This is a genomic window from Salipiger marinus (assembly GCF_900100085.1).
In the GTDB taxonomy this organism is placed as follows: Bacteria; Pseudomonadota; Alphaproteobacteria; order Rhodobacterales; family Rhodobacteraceae; genus Salipiger; species Salipiger marinus.
In genome coordinates, this window is sequence record NZ_FNEJ01000002.1 from 54,064 (window position 1) to 70,743 (window position 16,680).

At 69.2% G+C, this 16,680-nt stretch carries 18 protein-coding genes; 4 read left to right on the forward strand and 14 right to left on the reverse strand.

Annotated features, from left to right (window positions below):
• Nucleotides 1-68: 68 nt before the first annotated feature.
• The 6 genes from BLR51_RS02205 to BLR51_RS02230 form a co-directional block, all read right to left on the reverse strand.
• Nucleotides 69-881: a phosphodiesterase gene (locus BLR51_RS02205; protein WP_089843160.1), complete on the reverse strand. Its 813-nt coding sequence runs from the start codon at nt 879-881 to the stop codon at nt 69-71.
• Nucleotides 881-1,912 (reverse strand): ABC transporter ATP-binding protein, encoded by a 1,032-nt coding sequence (locus tag BLR51_RS02210; protein ID WP_089843163.1) that lies wholly within the window; start codon nt 1,910-1,912, stop codon nt 881-883. Before BLR51_RS02210 ends, BLR51_RS02205 begins: the two co-directional genes overlap by 1 nt.
• Nucleotides 1,909-2,697 carry an ABC transporter permease gene (locus BLR51_RS02215; RefSeq protein ID WP_089843166.1) on the reverse strand — a complete coding sequence of 263 codons (789 nt, stop codon included), beginning with the start codon at nt 2,695-2,697 and terminating at the stop codon, nt 1,909-1,911. The genes BLR51_RS02210 and BLR51_RS02215 overlap by 4 nt, the downstream gene beginning before the upstream one ends.
• Before the next feature lie 4 nt (nt 2,698-2,701).
• Complete coding sequence (locus BLR51_RS02220) at nt 2,702-3,505, reverse strand: ABC transporter permease (protein WP_089843169.1); 804 nt, start codon at nt 3,503-3,505, stop codon at nt 2,702-2,704.
• A 66-nt stretch (nt 3,506-3,571) separates the two neighbouring features.
• On the reverse strand, nt 3,572-4,567 hold the full coding sequence (locus BLR51_RS02225; RefSeq protein WP_089843172.1) for an ABC transporter substrate-binding protein: 996 nt from the start codon (nt 4,565-4,567) through the stop codon (nt 3,572-3,574).
• A gap of 4 nt (nt 4,568-4,571) precedes the next feature.
• On the reverse strand, nt 4,572-5,687 hold the full coding sequence (locus tag BLR51_RS02230; RefSeq protein WP_089843175.1) for a LacI family DNA-binding transcriptional regulator: 1,116 nt from the start codon (nt 5,685-5,687) through the stop codon (nt 4,572-4,574).
• 250 nt (nt 5,688-5,937) lie between these two features.
• Here BLR51_RS02230 and BLR51_RS02235 point away from each other — a divergent pair, with 250 nt between their 5' ends.
• Nucleotides 5,938-6,888 (forward strand): class I SAM-dependent DNA methyltransferase, encoded by a 951-nt coding sequence (locus BLR51_RS02235; protein ID WP_089843180.1) that lies wholly within the window; start codon nt 5,938-5,940, stop codon nt 6,886-6,888.
• Nucleotides 6,889-6,918: 30 nt separating this feature from the next.
• Here the strand turns inward: BLR51_RS02235 and BLR51_RS02240 are convergent, their stop codons facing one another.
• The 6 genes from BLR51_RS02240 to BLR51_RS02265 form a co-directional block, all read right to left on the reverse strand.
• A complete protein-coding gene (locus BLR51_RS02240) occupies nt 6,919-7,830 on the reverse strand; it encodes a hypothetical protein (protein WP_089843184.1) in 912 nt (303 codons plus the stop codon).
• A gap of 30 nt (nt 7,831-7,860) precedes the next feature.
• Entirely contained in the window at nt 7,861-8,457 is a 597-nt protein-coding gene (gene recR / locus BLR51_RS02245; RefSeq protein ID WP_089843186.1) for a recombination mediator RecR, read from the reverse strand.
• A gap of 25 nt (nt 8,458-8,482) precedes the next feature.
• Entirely contained in the window at nt 8,483-8,827 is a 345-nt protein-coding gene (locus BLR51_RS02250; protein ID WP_089843189.1) for a YbaB/EbfC family nucleoid-associated protein, read from the reverse strand.
• A 111-nt stretch (nt 8,828-8,938) separates the two neighbouring features.
• Nucleotides 8,939-9,295 (reverse strand): hypothetical protein, encoded by a 357-nt coding sequence (locus tag BLR51_RS02255; protein WP_089843191.1) that lies wholly within the window; start codon nt 9,293-9,295, stop codon nt 8,939-8,941.
• A gap of 71 nt (nt 9,296-9,366) precedes the next feature.
• Nucleotides 9,367-11,133: a DNA polymerase III subunit gamma/tau gene (locus BLR51_RS02260; protein WP_089843193.1), complete on the reverse strand. Its 1,767-nt coding sequence runs from the start codon at nt 11,131-11,133 to the stop codon at nt 9,367-9,369.
• A 144-nt stretch (nt 11,134-11,277) separates the two neighbouring features.
• The gene (locus BLR51_RS02265; protein WP_242656621.1) at nt 11,278-12,123 is read right to left on the reverse strand and encodes a DUF4394 domain-containing protein; all 846 of its coding nucleotides are present in this window, start codon (nt 12,121-12,123) and stop codon (nt 11,278-11,280) included.
• 220 nt (nt 12,124-12,343) lie between these two features.
• On the opposite strand from BLR51_RS02265, the gene BLR51_RS02270 reads away from it, so the two are divergent.
• Nucleotides 12,344-12,928: a protein-tyrosine phosphatase family protein gene (locus BLR51_RS02270; RefSeq protein WP_242656622.1), complete on the forward strand. Its 585-nt coding sequence runs from the start codon at nt 12,344-12,346 to the stop codon at nt 12,926-12,928.
• Between the two features lie 84 nt (nt 12,929-13,012).
• On the forward strand, nt 13,013-13,912 hold the full coding sequence (locus BLR51_RS02275; protein WP_089843197.1) for an alpha/beta hydrolase: 900 nt from the start codon (nt 13,013-13,015) through the stop codon (nt 13,910-13,912).
• A 206-nt stretch (nt 13,913-14,118) separates the two neighbouring features.
• Here BLR51_RS02275 and BLR51_RS02280 read toward each other — a convergent pair whose 3' ends face one another.
• Nucleotides 14,119-14,892, reverse strand: coding sequence for a DUF1013 domain-containing protein (locus BLR51_RS02280; RefSeq protein ID WP_089843199.1), 774 nt, complete (start codon nt 14,890-14,892; stop codon nt 14,119-14,121).
• A gap of 138 nt (nt 14,893-15,030) precedes the next feature.
• On the opposite strand from BLR51_RS02280, the gene BLR51_RS02285 reads away from it, so the two are divergent.
• Entirely contained in the window at nt 15,031-15,678 is a 648-nt protein-coding gene (locus BLR51_RS02285) for a ribonuclease T2 family protein (RefSeq protein WP_089843201.1), read from the forward strand.
• 244 nt (nt 15,679-15,922) lie between these two features.
• Here the strand turns inward: BLR51_RS02285 and BLR51_RS02290 are convergent, their stop codons facing one another.
• Nucleotides 15,923-16,570: a sulfotransferase family 2 domain-containing protein gene (locus BLR51_RS02290; protein WP_089844050.1), complete on the reverse strand. Its 648-nt coding sequence runs from the start codon at nt 16,568-16,570 to the stop codon at nt 15,923-15,925.
• Nucleotides 16,571-16,680 lie beyond the last annotated feature (110 nt).

Genomic DNA, 16,680 nt, shown 5'->3' on the forward strand with positions numbered 1-16,680 from the left:
TTGGGCGCGCGCGTTGGTGCGCCCTGCGGCGCGGCAGGACCGGCTCCGGTCCCGCCGTCACGCTTGGGTCAGTCAAAGGGCCATGGTCCGGAAAACCGGCCCAAGGGCAGCAGGGTGCTGGTCAGGCAGGGCCCCGGCACCTCGTGCCAGCGGTAGAGGGTGACCGCGCCCGGTTCCAGCACCAGCCCCGGATCCCGCCCTGCCCTATGGTCCAGCGCCACGGCATGACAGGGGGCGGGCGCGATCTGGCAGGGGATTCGCCCGATCTGCCCGGTCACTGCCCGGTGCACATGGCCCGAGATCATCCGCACCGGGCCGGGATGCGCCTCCAGCCGGGCCATCAGCGCAGCCCCATTATGCAGGTTGTCCGCATCCATCGCCGGAATCCCCGAAGGCAGCCACGGATGATGCGTGGCGATCACCGCAGGCTGGTCGCCAAGGGCGGTCAGGGCGCTGTCCAGAAACTCCAGACCTTCGGCACAGAGACGCCCGTGATGCGCGCCCTCCAGCAGCGTGTCGAGCGCGATCACCGAATAAGGGCCAAAATCCCGCTGCCAGTGAATCGGTCCCTCCGCAGGCAGCCACGATGCCCCGGCACAGGCCGCACGCATCGCGGCGCGCTGGTCGTGATTGCCCGGCACCGCCAGCCAAGGCAGATCAAGCGTCGCCATGATCTCGAGGAAATGCGCGTATTCCTCGGGGGTGCCGTGATCGGTCAGATCGCCGGTTACAATCGCGCAGGTGACCCCTTCCAGCAGCGGCAGCCGGTCGTTGATGGTGGCGACCGCCAACCGCAGCGCGGTGGCAGTGTCGGAGCGGCCACAGACCAGCGCGCCCTTGGCGACGATATGGGGGTCGGTGATCTGGATGAAACTGGACATCAGGCGTGGTCTTCCGCAGGCAGGGACAGGAGCGCGTCGGGCGCGATGGACAGGCGCACGGCCTCGCCGGGTCTGGGCGCGCTGTGCCCGGCATGCAGCGCGGTCAAAAGGTCAGGGGCCGCCCCCGACAGCGCGAGGCGGTAATGGGTGCCCAGAAAGGTCACCGCCTCGACCCGGGCGGCCAGCGGGCCCTCGGGGTCAAGCCGGATGTCCTCGGCCCGCACGAACACCTGCTGGCCCGCCGCGCCGGGGCGCAGCCGCAAAGCGCCGCCCGGCAGATGCAGGTGATCCCCGGTGACGCGCCCGCGCAGCGGCATCGCCCCGCCGACAAAGCGGGCGACAAAGCCGGAGGTCGGGTTGCGGTAAAGCGTCTCCGGCGTGCCGATCTGCGCCACCTGCCCCGCCCGCATCACCGCGACGCGGTCGGCGATGGCCATGGCCTCGTCCTGATCGTGGGTGACAAAGATCGCGGTGATCCCGAAGCTGCGCAGCAGCAGCGCAAGTTCGTCGCGCAGCTGGCCGCGCAGCGCCGCATCCAGCGCCGAGAGCGGCTCGTCCAGCAGCAGCACCCGGGGGCGCGGCGCGATGGCACGGGCCAGCGCCACGCGCTGCCGCTGCCCGCCCGACAGTGCCGTGACCGCCCGGCTGGCATAGGGCTGCAGCTGGCAGAGCGCCGTGACCTCGTCGACCCGGGCGTCGATATCGGCCCGCGCCAGCCCCTGCATCTTCAGCCCGTAGCCGATATTGGCCCGCACCGACATGTTGGGAAACAGCGCATAGGACTGGAAGACCATGCCGATGCGGCGCCGTTCCACCGGCAGCGCCGTGACCTCCTCGCCGTCGAACAGCACCCGGGCGCCGGGATCGGGCTGTTCCAGACCGGCGATGATGCGCAGAAGCGTGGTCTTGCCACAGCCGGAGGGCCCCAGCAGCGACAGGATTTCGCCCGGTGCGATGGTCAGATCGGTGGGCAGCAGCGCCTTGGTGCCACCGGCAAAGGTCTTGGCGACGCGGGACAGGGACAGGGTCATGACAGGATCCTCTGGGCACGGGCGCTGGCCCATTGCATGGCCACCAGCAGCGGCACGATCATCACGAAGAAGACCAGCGTATAGGCGGAGGCGATTTCCAGCCGCATGGAGGCGTAGCTGTCCGCCAGCCCCACCGGCAGCGTTTTCAGATAGGGGGTGTGCAGCATCCATGTCAGGTTGAATTCCCCGATGGACAGCGTGACCACGGTCAGCGCCCCGGCCAGAATGCCCGGCAGGGCATTGGGCACCACGATGTCGACAAAGCGCCGCGCCGGACCGGCGCCCAGCGTGGCCGCCCCCTCCTCCAGCGTTTTCAGGTCGATGGCGGCCAGCACCGCCAGCACGGAGCGCACCATGAACGGCAGCGTGTAAAGCACATGGCCGACAAGGATGAAGGCCCAGCTGGTGCGGAACCCGCTATAGGATCCGTAAAGCTGCAGCAGTGCCAGCGCCAGCGCCAGACCGGGAACGGCCAGCGGCAGCGAGATGAACTCCTCCAGCACGCGCGCCGCGCGACCGGGGCGGCGGGCCAGCGCATAGGCGGCGGGCACGCCCAGCACCAGCGTCACCGCCAGACAGGCCAGCGCCAGCCAGATCGACAGCAGGATGCTGGAGGCGTAAAGCCCCCAGACCTCGCCCACCCATTTCAGGGTCAGGCCGGAGGACAGGCCGCGGAAATAGTTCACGGTCAGCCCCGCCAGCACCGACTGCACGATGGGCACCAGCAGGAAGGCGCAGGCCAGCAGCGTGACGGCGAGCGGGATCAGACGGGTCGGGTGTCGCATGACCTTAGCCCCCCGCCGCCACGGTGCCGCCGGACAGGCTGCGCGCGAGCAGCAGCAGCGCCCATGTCACCAGCCCCAGCACCACCGACAGCGCCGAGGCCATGGCGATGTTCGCCGACAGGGTGAATTCGGTGTAGATCACCATGGGCAGCACGTCGATGTCGGTGGCCAGCGTGAAGGCGGTGCCAAAGGCCCCCATCGCGGTGGCAAAGGCGATGGCCCCTGCCGCGATCAGCGCGGGCGCCAGCGCGGGCAGCACCACATCGACCATCACCCGCCATGGCGGCGCCCCCAGCGTGCGCGCGGCCTCTTCCAGCGCGGGGTCGATCTTTTCCGCCGCCGCCATGACGGTCAGCAGCACGCGGGGGATCGAGAAATAGAGATAGCCCAGAAACAGCCCGGTGACCGAATAGGCAAAGACCCAGTGGCCGGGCAGAAGCTGGTTCACCAGCCCCTGCCGCCCGCCCAGCAGGATGATCATGAATCCCACCACCACGCCGGGAAAGGCCAAGGGCAGCGTCAGGATCGACAGCAGCACCCGGCGCCCGGCAAAGCGGCTGCGCGCCAGAAACAGCCCCGCCGTGGTCGAGACGGCCAGCGCGGCGGCGGTCACCGCCAGCGACACCAGCAGCGTCTGGCCCAGCGTCGCGAGGTAGCGCGGGGTGCGCAGGATGGTCAGATAGATCGCCCAGCCCTCGGCGCCTTCGCCGGAGGCAAGGACCAGCCGCACCAGCGGGATCGCCAGAAAGGCCAGCGCGAAGCTGGCGAGCGGCACGAGGCACAGCAGAAGGAAGGAACGGTGGCTCACAGCGGGGCTCCGGTGCGGACAGGGGGACGGGGCGATGCGCCGGGCACCGCCCCGTCGGGGTCGCGGTTACTTGACTTCGTTCAGGTAGCGCTCGCCAAAGGCGGCCTGTGCGCGCTCCATCTCGGCATAATCCACGGCCACGGCGCGCTCGTAATCGGCGGCGGGCAGGAATTTCTCGGCCACCTCGGCGGGCAGATCGACCGGGCGGGCGGGCTGCAGATAGGCATTGGTCCAGATCGCCTGCCCCTCATCCGACAGGATGAAATCCAGCGCGCGCTTGCCCGCCTCGGGATGGGGGGCATCGGCGACAAGGCTCATGACATAGGGCACGCGCACCGAGCCTTCGCAGGGCAGGACGAATTCGAAATTGCCGTCCTCCTCGTATTTGGCGCGATAGGCGTTGAAATCGTAATCGAACAGGATCGGAATCTCGCCCGACACCACCCGCGCATAGGAGGTCTGCTTGGGCACCAGCGGGTCGTTCTGCGCCAGATCGTTGAAATAGGCGATGGCCGGGTCGAAATTGCCCAGATCGCCGCCAAAGGCCATGTTCGCGGCCACGGCACCGGCATAGCCCACAAAGGCCGAGGACGGGTCGAGATAGCCCACCATGCCGCGATATTCCGGCTTGGTCAGATCGGCGAAACACTGCGGCACCGGCGCGCCCCCCAGCGCGTCGACATTCACGAACAGGCCCAGCGTGCCGTAATGCACGGCGAACCAGCGGCCTTCGGGATCCTTCAGACCGTCGGGGATCTCGTCAAAGCCTGCGGGCTTGTAGGGCTCCACCACGCCTTCCGCCCCCGCCTTGATGCCGGTGGTGACGCCGTAATAGGCCACATCCGCCACCGGGCTCGCGCGTTCGGCCAGAAGCTGGCTCAGGGTCTGGCCGGAGTTCTTGTTGTCATGCGGCATCTGGATGTCGGCCTGCGCATCCAGCGCGTCCAGCATCGAGGCCCAGTCCGCCCATTCCGGCGGGCAGTTGTAGCAGATGGCGTCTTCGGCCAGCGCGGGCATGGCGATCGCGGTTGCGAAAAGCGCCGAAAGAACAGTATGTTTCATCGGTTCATCCTTGTTTGAGATCGGTCTTGAGCGAGAGAACGGACGGCGGCCGGGGGGCAACCCGGTCGTCGTCGCGGCGATCCGCGCGGGGAGGTGCCAGCGTGGCCCCCGCGCGAAAGGTGAAGGGCAAGGGCGGCAGCTGCACCGGGGCGCCGCCCTGCAGAAGGTCCAGCAGCGTCAGCGCGGCCTGACGGCCCATCGCAGCGGGCTCGGTCTCGATCGTGGCCAGCGGCACGTCCAGCAGCCGCCCGATTTCGATGCCGTCGAACCCCACCACCGACAGGTCGCGCGGCACCCGCCAGCCCAGCAGGCGCGCGGCCTTCTGCACGGCGATGGCCAGAAAATCGTTCGAGGCGAAGATCGCGGTCAGATCGGGCAGCGCGGCAAGGGTCTGCGCCAGCCGTTCGGGGGTATTGGCCTCGGTCTCGGTCAGTTCGATCAGCACCGGGTCGGGCAGACCGCGCAGGCGGCATTCGGCCAGAAACCCGGCATAGCGGTTGCGCGAACGGTCGGAACTGGCAAAGCGCAGCGCCAGAAACGCCGTGCGCCGGTGCCCCAGATCGCCAAAGCGGCGGGCGACCTCGCGCGCGGCGGCGCCGTTGTCCACATGGGCGGAGGGCAGGCCCGCCACCGGATCGTGGAACATCAGCGCCACCGGGATGCCGCGCGTCCGCGCCAGCGCAAGCGCCGCGCTGTGCTCCGGCGCCACCATGGTCACGATCAGCCCGTCGACCTCTTTCGCGATCAGCGTCGCGATGGCGTCATTGTCGGCGGCACCGTCATAATTGGAACTGGCGATCAGAAGCTGGTAGCCGGTGCCCGCCAGCACGGTCTGCAGCCCCTGAACCGCCTCGGCAAAGACCGGATTGGCAAGCGACGGCACAAGGCAGCCCACGGTCATCGACCGGCTGCTCTGCAGCGCCCGCCCCAGCGCGCTGAAGGAAAAGCCCAGATCCTGCGCGGCCTTCTGCACCCGGCTGCGGACATCGGCGCTGGCGGGTCCGGAATTGTTCAGCACCCGGCTTGCCGTGGCGATGCCACAGCCCGCCCTGCGCGCCACATCCTTGATGGTGACCTTGGCCTTCACCTGCTCCACTCTCCGATATGGAAACGTTTCCATGTGGGGATACAGGCGATTCCCAACAGGAGTATGACGCCCGGCGGCAAACTTGGGCGCGGCGCGGCCCGACCGGCCGCGCGCCCCTGCCACCCCGCGTCACCGCGCCGCTGCCCGGCGCTCCGGGCGGTCTCTTGACAGGGCACGGGGGCAGGCGTAACGCGCCTTCCGATGCGCCATATTGCGGCGCAGCGTGTCGTCCGCCGCGTGGCCGGTTTCCGGCAAATGAGCGGGCCCTTTCGAAAGCGCGATCATGGTTGGAACGCCATTCCCTTCGGGCCAGCCGGATGCCGACCGGCGGGCCTCCTTTGCCGAAACGCTGGTGCATCTGGGCGATCTTGCGGGCGCCCTCGAGGTGCTGTCGGGCGCGCTGGATCTGGCGCCGGGCTGGGCGGCGGGCTGGTTCCGGCTGGGGGAACTGCACGAGATGGCGGGCGACCGCGTCGCTGCCATGGCAGCGCTGGACCGCGCCGTGACCGCCGATCCGCGCGATCCGCTGGGCGCGGGGCTGAAGCGTGACCTGCTGTCCGGGCAGGCCGTGTCGGAAACCATGCCCCCCGCCTTCGTGGAGCTGCTGTTTGACCAGTATGCGCCCCGGTTCGAAGCCTCGCTGGTGGACCGGCTGGGCTATTGCGGCCCCGCATGGATCCTGCACGAGCTTGACCGCACCGGCTTTGGCCGGGCGGCCCGGGCGCTGGATCTGGGCTGCGGCACCGGCCTTGCCGGAGAGGTGCTGCGCCCGCGCTGCGACTGGCTGGAAGGCTGTGACCTGTCGGGCGGCATGCTGGCCGAGGCGCAGGCCAAGGGGCTGTATGACCAGCTTGAAAAACGCGACATCGCCACGCTGGATCTGGGGCCTGCGCGCTATGACCTGATCGTGGCGGCGGATGTGTTCATCTATCTGGGCGCGCTGGAACGGATCATCGGCTGGTGCGCCGGATCGCTGGCGCCGGGCGGGCGGCTGGCCTTCACCGTCGAACTGGGCGAGGCGCCGGTGACGCTGCGCGAAAGCCGCCGCTTTGCCCATTCGCGCAGCTATGTGGCGGGCCTGATGCAGGATGCGGGCTTTGGCGCGGTGCAGCTGGCCGAAGGCGTGCTGCGTCAGGACCGGGGCGCGGGCATCGTCGCGCTTTGCGTCGTGGCGGGGCACAGCGCCTTCAGCTACGACCGTGAAGGCGACGGCGAAACCGAGGCGCTGGCCTGACACCGGCCCGAAACCGGCCTGACCGGCGCGCTAGAAGCCGTAGCGCGCCATCACCGCAAGACCCAAGGCGCCGCCGCTGTCCTGCCGCGCCTCGATCCGGGCGGCAGGATGCGCGCCCCCGCCCAGATCAAGCCCCAGCGCCAGCCGGTGACCCGACAGCAGGTCGGTCGCCTCCACCCGGCGGGAGAGCCCGTCCTTGGCATAGTCAAAGCTGTCCTGCTGCCCGCCAAACGCCTCCCATGCCGCATAGGGGCGCAGCGCAAGGCCGTGGTGGCGCATCGGTGCGCCAAGCTCCACATGCAGCGCGGTGGCGGTGCTGGCGCGGTCGTCCACCCGGCCCTGCAGCCCGTTCAGGGCGTAGTCGCGGGTCTGATGGTGGATCACATCCGCCGCCACCCGCAGGTCAAGCCCGGTGCCCGGCGTCATGCCCTGCCGCAGCATCCGGTCCGCGCGCAGGCTGAGCCCCAGCAGACGGCCATCATGATCGGCGCTGCCGGTGGCAAAACCCGGGCTCGACAGCTTGTTATGGGTGCGCCCAGCAAAGACCGCCGCGCCATAGTGCAGCCCGGCCCGCTGCCCGGCATAGGCGGCGCCAAGGAAATAGGACCGGATGCGCGCCTCATGCAGGTCATCCTCCAGCTCGGACCGGCCCTGCGCATAGCCGATGAACGGCGTTACGCCATTGGCAAAGCCCCAGCCGGTCACCAGCCCGCGATCGGACAGGGTGCTGTCCTGCGCGCCAGAGGGGCTGACCTCGCCCCGCGCCAGAAAGCCCCCCGCAAAGGCGCCCTGCTGCCGCGCGTCGAGCGCGGTCTGGCCGATGCCGCGCCCGATGTCGCGCGCCAGCAGATCCATCTGCGACAGCGGCGCAGGGTCAGGCAGGGCCTGCGCCCCCGCCGCCAGAGGCAGGGCAAGCAGACCGGCAAGGATCAGGAATTTCATGTATCGTCTCCGCAACCAGAAGCGGCGCGGTCAGATCCGCCGCCGCGCGTTGAGGGCGGCGATGATGGTGCCGTCGTCCAGATAGTCAAGCTCGCCGCCGATCGGCACGCCCTGCGCCAGAGACGACAGCGCCACCCGGCCCGCAAGCTGGTCGGCGATATAATGCGCGGTGGTCTGGCCGTCCACCGTGGCATTCAGCGCAAGGATCACCTCTGTCACCGCTTCCGTCTCGATGCGGGTGACAAGCTGCGGAATCCGCAGCTCCTCCGGCCCGACCTGATCCAGCGCCGACAGCGTGCCGCCCAGCACATGATACCGCCCGCGGAAGGTGCCGGAGCGTTCCATGGCCCAGAGATCCCCCACATCCTCGACCACGCAGAGCAGGCCATTGGCGCGGCGCTCGTCGGCGCAGATGTTGCAGATGTCCCCGGTGCCCACATTGCCGCAGTTGAGGCATTCACGCGCGCTGGCCGCCACCTCGGTCATCAGTTCGGCCAGCGGCTGCAGCAGCTGCGCGCGCTTGGCGATCAGATGCAGCACCGCGCGCCGCGCCGACCGCGGGCCAAGGCCCGGCAGCCGGGCCATCAGCTCGATCAGCGCCTCGATGGGGTCGTTTCTGCGGCTCATGCGGGCAGGCCCGTGCGGTGCCCGTTCAGAACGGCAGCTTCATGTCCGCAGGCAGGCCCATGCCTTCGGTCAGCTTGCGCATCTCTGCCTCGGCAGCTTCCTGAGCCTTGGACTGCGCGTCCTTGACGGCGGCAAGGATCAGATCCTCCACCACTTCCTTGTCATCGGCGTTGAAGATCGACGGATCGATGTCCAGCGCCTTCAGCTCGCCCTTGGCGCTGGCAGTGGCCTTGACCAGCCCGGCGCCGGATTCACCGGTGACGGTCATCGCCTTCAGATCCTCCTGAAGCTGCGCCATCTTGCCCTGCATGTCCTGCGCGGCCTTCATCATCTTGGCCATGTCGCCAAGACCGCCCAAACCCTTCAGCATGTCATCTCTCCTGTCTGCGGCCCCAGCCGGGCCTGCCTGTCTGGTGCCCCGACCGGGGCTTGCCCCCTAGATACGGGGGCGGGCGCGCTGCGGCAAGGGCGGGGGCGCCGATCAGTCGGTATCGCGGCCCGCCATCTCGTCCAGAAGCCGCGTCGCCAGCAGCGCCACGCCGCCCAGAATCAGCGAGCGCCCGATCTGGTCGGTGATGTTGGTGGGCGCAAAGGGTTCGATCTGGTCGCGGGTGGTCTGGGCCGCGCGGCGCAGGCGCGACCGGCGCGGCAGATCGCCAAACTGCTTGGCGCGCGGCACATGGGCAAAGCTCGGCTTGGCCTTCAGCAGAAAGACCCCCACCGCCAGCAGCCCGCCTGCGAACAGCAGCGGCCCCAGCCGTTCCGTGCGCGAGGCAGGCAGGGCGCGGTCCCGCAGGCGGGTCAGGTCGGGCAGCGCGGGACGGCTGGGCAGCTTCATGGCGGCATCCTTTGAATGAGGGGCATCAGGGTTGATGCTCAACCCGCAGACCCCGCCCTGCGTTCCCTGCCCTATTCCTCGAAAGGATCCCATTCATCCTCGACCTCGGGCAGCGCGTCCTCGGCGGCTTGCTGCGCCTCGGCCTCGGGGGTGTGGATGCGCACGATCCGCGCCTTGGGAAAGACCGCCAGCGCCGCCAGCACCAGCGGGTGCTTCTCCGCCTCGGCCTTCAGCGCCAGATCCGCCGCGTCGCGCTTTTCCACCACGGTGGGCGTGGTGCAGCCATTGACCACCGACACCCCCCAGCGCGTGCCGGTGAACCGCTGCAGCGCGCTGCCAAGCCGCTGCGCCAGATCGGGCGCCGCCCCGTCGGCGGGGGTGAATTCGATGCGGCCCGGCTGATAGGCGGCCAGCCGCAGGCCGCTTTCCACCTCCACCAGCAGCTTCACGTCGCGGTTGGCGCGGATCAGCTCCAGCACATGGTCAAAGCTGGGATAGCGCGCCAGCGCCTGATCGGCGGCCACGGCCAGCACCGCCGACCCAGCCAAGGCCGAAGGCCCCGCAGGTGCTGCATGGGTGGGCTGCGGCGCGCGGCCCATGGCCTGCGCAGCACCGCCCTGCGCCTGAGCGCCAGCGCCGCCGCCCCCTCCGCCGCCGCCCGGACCCGAAGGCGGGGGCGAGTCCTGCAACCGCCGCAGCAGATCCTCGGGCGAGGGCAGTTCGGCCACATGGGTCAGCCGGATCACCGCCATTTCGGCGGCCATCATCGCGTTGGGGGCCTGCCCCACCTCGTCCAGCGCCTTGAGCAGCATCTGCCACATGCGCGTCAGCGCCCGCATCCCCAGCCCTTCGGCCAGCGCCAGCCCGCGGCTGCGTTCATCCGGCCCGATGGTCGGATCCTCCGCCGCCTCCGGCGTGATCTTGACCACGGAAATCCAGTGCGTGATCTCGGCCAGATCGCGCAGCACCGCCATGGGATCGGCGCCATCGGCATATTGCTGCGACAGTTCGGTCAGCGCGCCGGGCGCATCGCCGCGCATGATCTTTTCGAACAGATCCATGACCCGGCCCCGGTCGGCCAGCCCCAGCATGGCGCGCACCTCGTCGGCGGTGGTCTCTCCGGCGCCATGGCTGATCGCCTGATCCAGCAGCGAGGTGGCATCGCGGGCCGAGCCTTCGGCGGCGCGGGTGATGAGCGCCAGCGCGTCATCGCTGATCTGCGCCCCCTCGCGCCCGGCGATGCGGCGCAGCAGGTCGATCATCACCTCGGGCTCGATCCGGCGCAGGTCGAAGCGCTGGCAGCGCGACAGCACCGTGACCGGCACCTTGCGGATCTCGGTGGTGGCAAAGATGAATTTTACATGCGCGGGCGGCTCTTCCAGCGTCTTCAGCAGCGCGTTGAACGCGCTGGTCGACAGCATGTGCACCTCGTCGATGATGTAAATCTTGTAGCGCGCCGAAGCCGCGCGGTAATGCACGCTGTCGATGATCTCGCGGATGTCGTTGACGGAGGTGTTGGAGGCCGCGTCCATCTCCATCACGTCGACATGGCGGCCCTCCATGATCGCGCGGCAGTGTTCGCAGACGCCGCAGGGATCGGTGGTGGGCCCGCCCGTGCCATCGGGGCCGATGCAGTTCATGCCCTTGGCGATGATCCGCGCCGTGGTCGTCTTGCCGGTGCCGCGGATGCCGGTCATGATGAAGGCCTGCGCGATGCGGTTGGCCTTGAAGGCGTTCTTCAGCGTGCGCACCATCGCCTCCTGCCCCACCAGATCGGCGAAGGTCTCGGGGCGGTATTTGCGGGCGAGCACCTGATATTTCGGGCTGTCGTCGGTCATGGGCAACCTTCCTGCGGAGTTGCGCGGAAGGTAAGGGACCGGGCGCCCGCCGTCCACCGCATCGACGGGAGGAAAACGCGAGACGCGGGCGCCCGGTGTCCCTGCGCGCCAAGGGATCAGGCGCGCAGAGCCGTGGTGACGGGATTACATCGCGGGCGCGACGGCAAAGCCGGTGAAGCCGCCCATGCCCAGATCGGCCTGCATCGTGGCGGCACCCGTGGCAAGGTCGATCTCGTAAAGCCCTGCGGTGTCAGCGCCTTCCATCTGCAGGATGGCCCAAGCCATGTCGGTGCCCTCTTCCGGCGACAGGATGTCCATGCCACCCCATGCCGACAGGTCGACCTCGGCCCCGTCCACGGTGACCTTGCCGATGGTCATCAGCGTGCCGTCATTGTTGGCAAGGCTCACCAGTGCGTCGGTTTCGGCATCCAGCGCAAACTGCGCAGTGCTGCCTGCCTTGGCGCCGGAAATGGCGTTGGTATAGGCATTGGCAAAGATCATCGGCTCGGTGCCGGCATGCGCGTCACCCTCGGCGTAATAGGCATCGGTGAAGCGGCGCACCGATCCGGCGCGCTCGTCGCCATCGCCGAAGCCTGCGGGGAAATACACAAGGTTGTCGCCCGCGCTGGACACGGCGCGCACAGCGTCGATGGCATTGTTGAAATCGAACGCGACCTTGGCGCCCTCGGCGATGGTGGCGTCTTCCATGAAGCTCGCCTCAAGATCGGTCAGCGCGCCGGTGGCGGGGTCGATGCCATAGATGGTGCCCGCGCCCAGACCCAGCAGCTCGCCGGTGACGGGACGCCATGCGATGGCGTGCAGCATGGTGTCAAGCTCGTGCGTTTCCACGGTGGCGGGATCGGCGGCATCGGGCATCACCACAAGGGTCATGCCATCTTCGGCAAGGGCAAAGCCCATGGCGGCAGCCTGATCCTGCGCCAGCGCGGGGGTGGCGGCGGTAAGGGCAATCAGGGCGGCGGCGTGTGTCATGCGAAAGGTCATGGCGTTCCTCGTCATCAGGGTGCTTCAGGTCAGTAAGGGCAGCCGCCTGCTTGGCCAGCCGCCCGACACACGAACACACGCAGCGCCGCGCCACGAAGTTTCAGCGCGGCGCCAAGTTTCTGCGCGGCCTGCGGAATTTGGCCCGCCGAATCGGCTGGGACGGGGGCGGCGGTCGTGTATCATCCCGCCCGGAGGAAGGGAGAAAGTGATGGAACACGGCAACGGGCCGCGCGTGCGCAGGCTGGCCGAGCCCCGGCTTGGCCCGGGCTCTGGCGGCGGTGCGTCGGTGATCCATGCGGTGGCGGTGGGGGGCGGCATCCTCGCGCTGGCGCCGCTGCCCGGCGATGGCGGCGACTACCATGGCGATCTCGACCATATCGCAAGCTGGGCGCCCGCCTTTCTGCTGACGCTGGCCCTGCCCGAAGAACTGTTCGCGGCGGGCGCCATGACGCTGGGGCAGGACATTCAGGACCGGGGCAGCCGCTGGCTGCACCTGCCGCTGCGCGCGGGCGACACCCCCGACCCCGCCTTCACCCGCAGCTGGCCAGAGGCCAGCGCCCGGATGCGCCGCGCCCTGATCGGCGGCGGGCGGGTGCTGGTGCATGGCCGGGGCGGGCACGGGCGGTCCGGCATGGTGGCGCTGCGCCTGATGATCGAGACGGGCGAGGTGCCGGACACCGCGCTGGCGCGGCTGCGCGCCCTCCTGCCCGGCGCCGTGGCCACTGCCGCACAGCTGGACTGGGCGCGCGCCGCCCGGCGCGACACCCCGCGCGGGCCCCGGCCGCCGCTCTGAGCCTTTGCACCGTCCTGCGACCTGCGCTAGAACGAGGTCTGCCAGCAGCATGAGCCAGCCCCCACCCTTGCCGGAGCCTGTCCCATGCCTCTTTGCCGCCGCAGCTTTCTTGCCGCCCTCGCCGCCCTCACCCTGCCCCCGGCCCGTCTGGCCGCGCAGCCTGTGCCGCAGGTGGTGGATTATCCGCTGTTTGAAACCCCGCCCGCCACGCACCGGCTGGCGCAGACCGATCTGCGGATCGACGGGCTGGGCTACCGGATCTTCACCGCCTGCCCGCTGGGCCAGCCCCCCGCCGCAGGCTGGCCGTCGCTCTGGATGCTCGACGGCAATGCCGCCTTCAGCCGACTGAACGCGGCGGATCTTGCGGCGCATCCCGGGCTTGCGGTGGTGGGGATCGGCTATCCGGTGGACACGGCGGTGGACGCGCGCGCCCGGTCCCGCGATTACACGCCCCCCGTCGCCCAGTGGCCCGAAGGCGATCCGGCGCAAAGGCGCCCCACCGGGGGCGATGCCGCCTTTCGCGCACGGCTGCTTGGGCCGATCGCCGGGGCGGTGGCGCAGGGGATGCCGCTTGATCCCGCCGCGCGGACGCTCTGGGGCCATTCCTATGGCGGGCTTTTCGTGCTGGGGACGCTCTTCGCCACACCCGAGGCATTCCGGGCCTATGTCGCGGTCAGCCCCTCCACCCATTTTGGCGGCGGCGCGCTGGCCGGAGCCGAAGCCCGCGCCCGCGCCCGCACCGGCGCTCCGGCGCGGCTGCTGATCCAGCTCGGAGACCGCGAATACCGGCGCGGAACCGAGGCGCCCGCCACACCGCGCCCGGCCCCGCAGACCATGGCGCTGGCCGAAAGACTGGCGCGGCGCGCCGATCTGGTTCTGGAACTGGAGGTGTTCGAGGGGCTGGGCCATGGCGCGACCTTCGCCGCCAGCTTCCCCCGCGCCTTCGCGGTGGCACAGGACGGGGACCAGCCTCCGGTCCCGTAACCGCGCCCGCGCGCCGCTGATCCGGTGTCAGCGGAGCGCCAGCGCGAATCCGCCGCGCCCTCGCACAGATCGCTGTCTATTTGGAGAAATGGAAAGATCCATCCGGCCCAAGGTTCCCAAGGGCCGCGCCACCGCCCCGAACGGACGGCAGCGCATCGCCCCATGACAGGGGCGGCCCGGCCCTTGGACCGGGCCGGGCGCACGGCTCAGCGCCGCGGAGTGTCGTCTTCGTCTTCGTCCTCGTCGTCATCCGACCCGGCGGGCAGGTTGAAGAAGCTGTCCGCATCCGCGAAATCCGACGGGCCACGGGTGTCTTCCTCGTCTTCGCCGCGCGGATCGGACAGCGAGAACGTCTCCAGCCCCTCGATGGCGGTGGGCAGGCGCGGCTCGGTCTCCATGCCAAGGCTCTGCGAGGTCGAGACCAGCTTGCGCCGCTCGTCATCGGTCATCACCTCGTCACGCGACTTGGCGGCCTTGGCGACGGCGGCATCCAGCTCCGACTGGCGGCACAGGCCCAGCGCCACCGGATCGATGGGCTGCATGTTCTGGATGTTCCAGTGGGTGCGCTCGCGGATGGTCTGGATGGTGGGCTTGGTGGTGCCGACCAGCTTGGCGATCTGGCTGTCCGCCAGTTCGGGATGGAATTTCACCAGCCACAGGATGGCGTTGGGCCGGTCCTGACGCTTGGACAGCGGGGTGTAGCGCGGACCGCGCCGCTTGTCCTCGTCGACGGCGGCGGGATTGTATTTCAGCTTGATCTTGTGCAGCGGGTTCTTTTCCGCCTTCTCGATCTCGGAGGCCTCGATCTGGTTGTTGGCCACCGGATCAAACCCCTTCACGCCCCCGGCCACGTCCCCGTCCGCGATCCCCTGAATCTCCAGCTCGTGCATGCCGGTCAGATCCGCGATCTGCTTGAAGGTCAGCGTGGTGTTGTCGACGAGCCAGACGGCGGTCGCCCTCGAGTGCAGCAGTTTGGCCATGGATATGCTCCTTGCAAATCTTCTCCCCGCCCCCAAGGCCTGGGCCTCGGGAGGTCCCGGAATGTTTCCGGGACGGGTTTCCGTTGTCGGGGAACTTCAGGCTTATATAATTGCGCAGGACAAAAGAGGAAAGAGAAAATGCGCTGGTGCCTTCTGCTGCTGCTGCTGACAGCCCTGCCCGCCCGCGCCGAGGGAGAGCGGCCCGGCCGCTTCGACTATTACGTGCTGGCGCTGTCCTGGTCGCCGACATGGTGCGCGCTGGAAGGCCGCGCCGAAGGCTCGCCGCAATGTGACCGCGCGCTTGGCTGGGTGCTGCACGGGCTCTGGCCGCAGAACCGGCGCGGCTGGCCCTCCTATTGCCCAAGCCCGCATCCCGCGCCCGACCGGCGGCAGACCGCCGCCATGGCTGACATCATGGGCACCTCCGGACTGGCATGGCACCAGTGGCGCAAACATGGCAGCTGCACCGGGCTCCCCGCGACCGAGTATTTCGCGCTCTCGCGACGCGCCTTCGAAAGCCTTGCCAAACCCGCGGCGCTGGACCAGCTCGCCGCTCCCGTTACCTTGCCCGCAACGCTGGTGGAGGAGGCCTTCCTGCAGGCCAATCCCGGCCTTGCACCCGACATGCTGACCATCACCTGCCGCGCAGGACGCATTCAGGAAGCGCGCCTGTGCCTGTCAAAGGATCTGGACCCGGTGCCCTGCGGTCAGGATGTGGTCAAGGACTGCCAGCTTCGCGACGCCCTGCTCGACCCGGCGCGCCCGGCTGAAACGCCCCGCCCATAAATGCCTCCGGCGGGGATATTTTTGGTCAGAAGAAACACTCGGTTAACCACTCAAGGCTAATCTTGCCTGACGGTACAGGCGGGGACGCCGATGACCGCGTCAGGAGAAGCGAGAGCTTCGGCCCGCCCCGTCATACGGGCGGGCTTCCCTGATGCGCTTCAAGCTTCTTCTGACCAAAAATATCCCCGCCGGAGGCATCCTGCCGCAGCCGCAGGCGCGCGGGCTGGGGAGTGGCGCGGCGGGGTCAGCCGAAGCTGTAGCCGAAGCGGGCGATGTCTTCGGCGCAGATCTCGGCGATGCGGGCCGCGCTCTCGGGTGTGTAGTAGCCACGGTAATCGGCGCGGCGGTCCGAGCGGTTTTCGTGCGTCATGCGCGGGAAGAAGCCCAGATGACGGGCCAGCGGCGCCATGTCCTCCTCCAGATGTTCGAGCCGGATCCACAGCCCCGCGCGGTCCTGTCCCGAAGCGTCGCGCAGGTAGCGGCCATAGGGCCAGGCCCGCAGGCGGGCAGCGGTATCTGGATGGCTGACGAAACCGGCAAAGCTCAGCTGGCGGGCCAGCGTCACGGCGGAATGGGCGAAGCGCTGGACGCGCAGCCAGTGGTAATAGCTCACCACCCGGTCCCACGGGTTGCGCACCAGCGCAAAACACAGCAGCCCGTCCAGATCGGCCGCCGTCACCACCCCATCAATCTCGGCGAGGCCTGAATGTTTCCAGAGCCGCCCCGCCGGCTGCAGCACCTTCAGCCGGGCACGGCGGCGCTGCGCCTTCGGCGTGTCGCCGATCAGGATGTCATCGGGCCGCGCGCGCGCCTCCAGCGCGCGCGCCAGCGCCGTGCCGCCGGTCTTGGGGATATGCACGAAGATGTAGCCGCGGCCGCGAGAGATGATCATGCCCCGCAGACTATCCCGGCCCGCGCCACGCGCAAACGGATCGTTCACGGCTCTTTCCCAAAGCGCCCTGCCCGCGCATAGTGTCTGCGGAGCAGGGAGGAGACCACCAC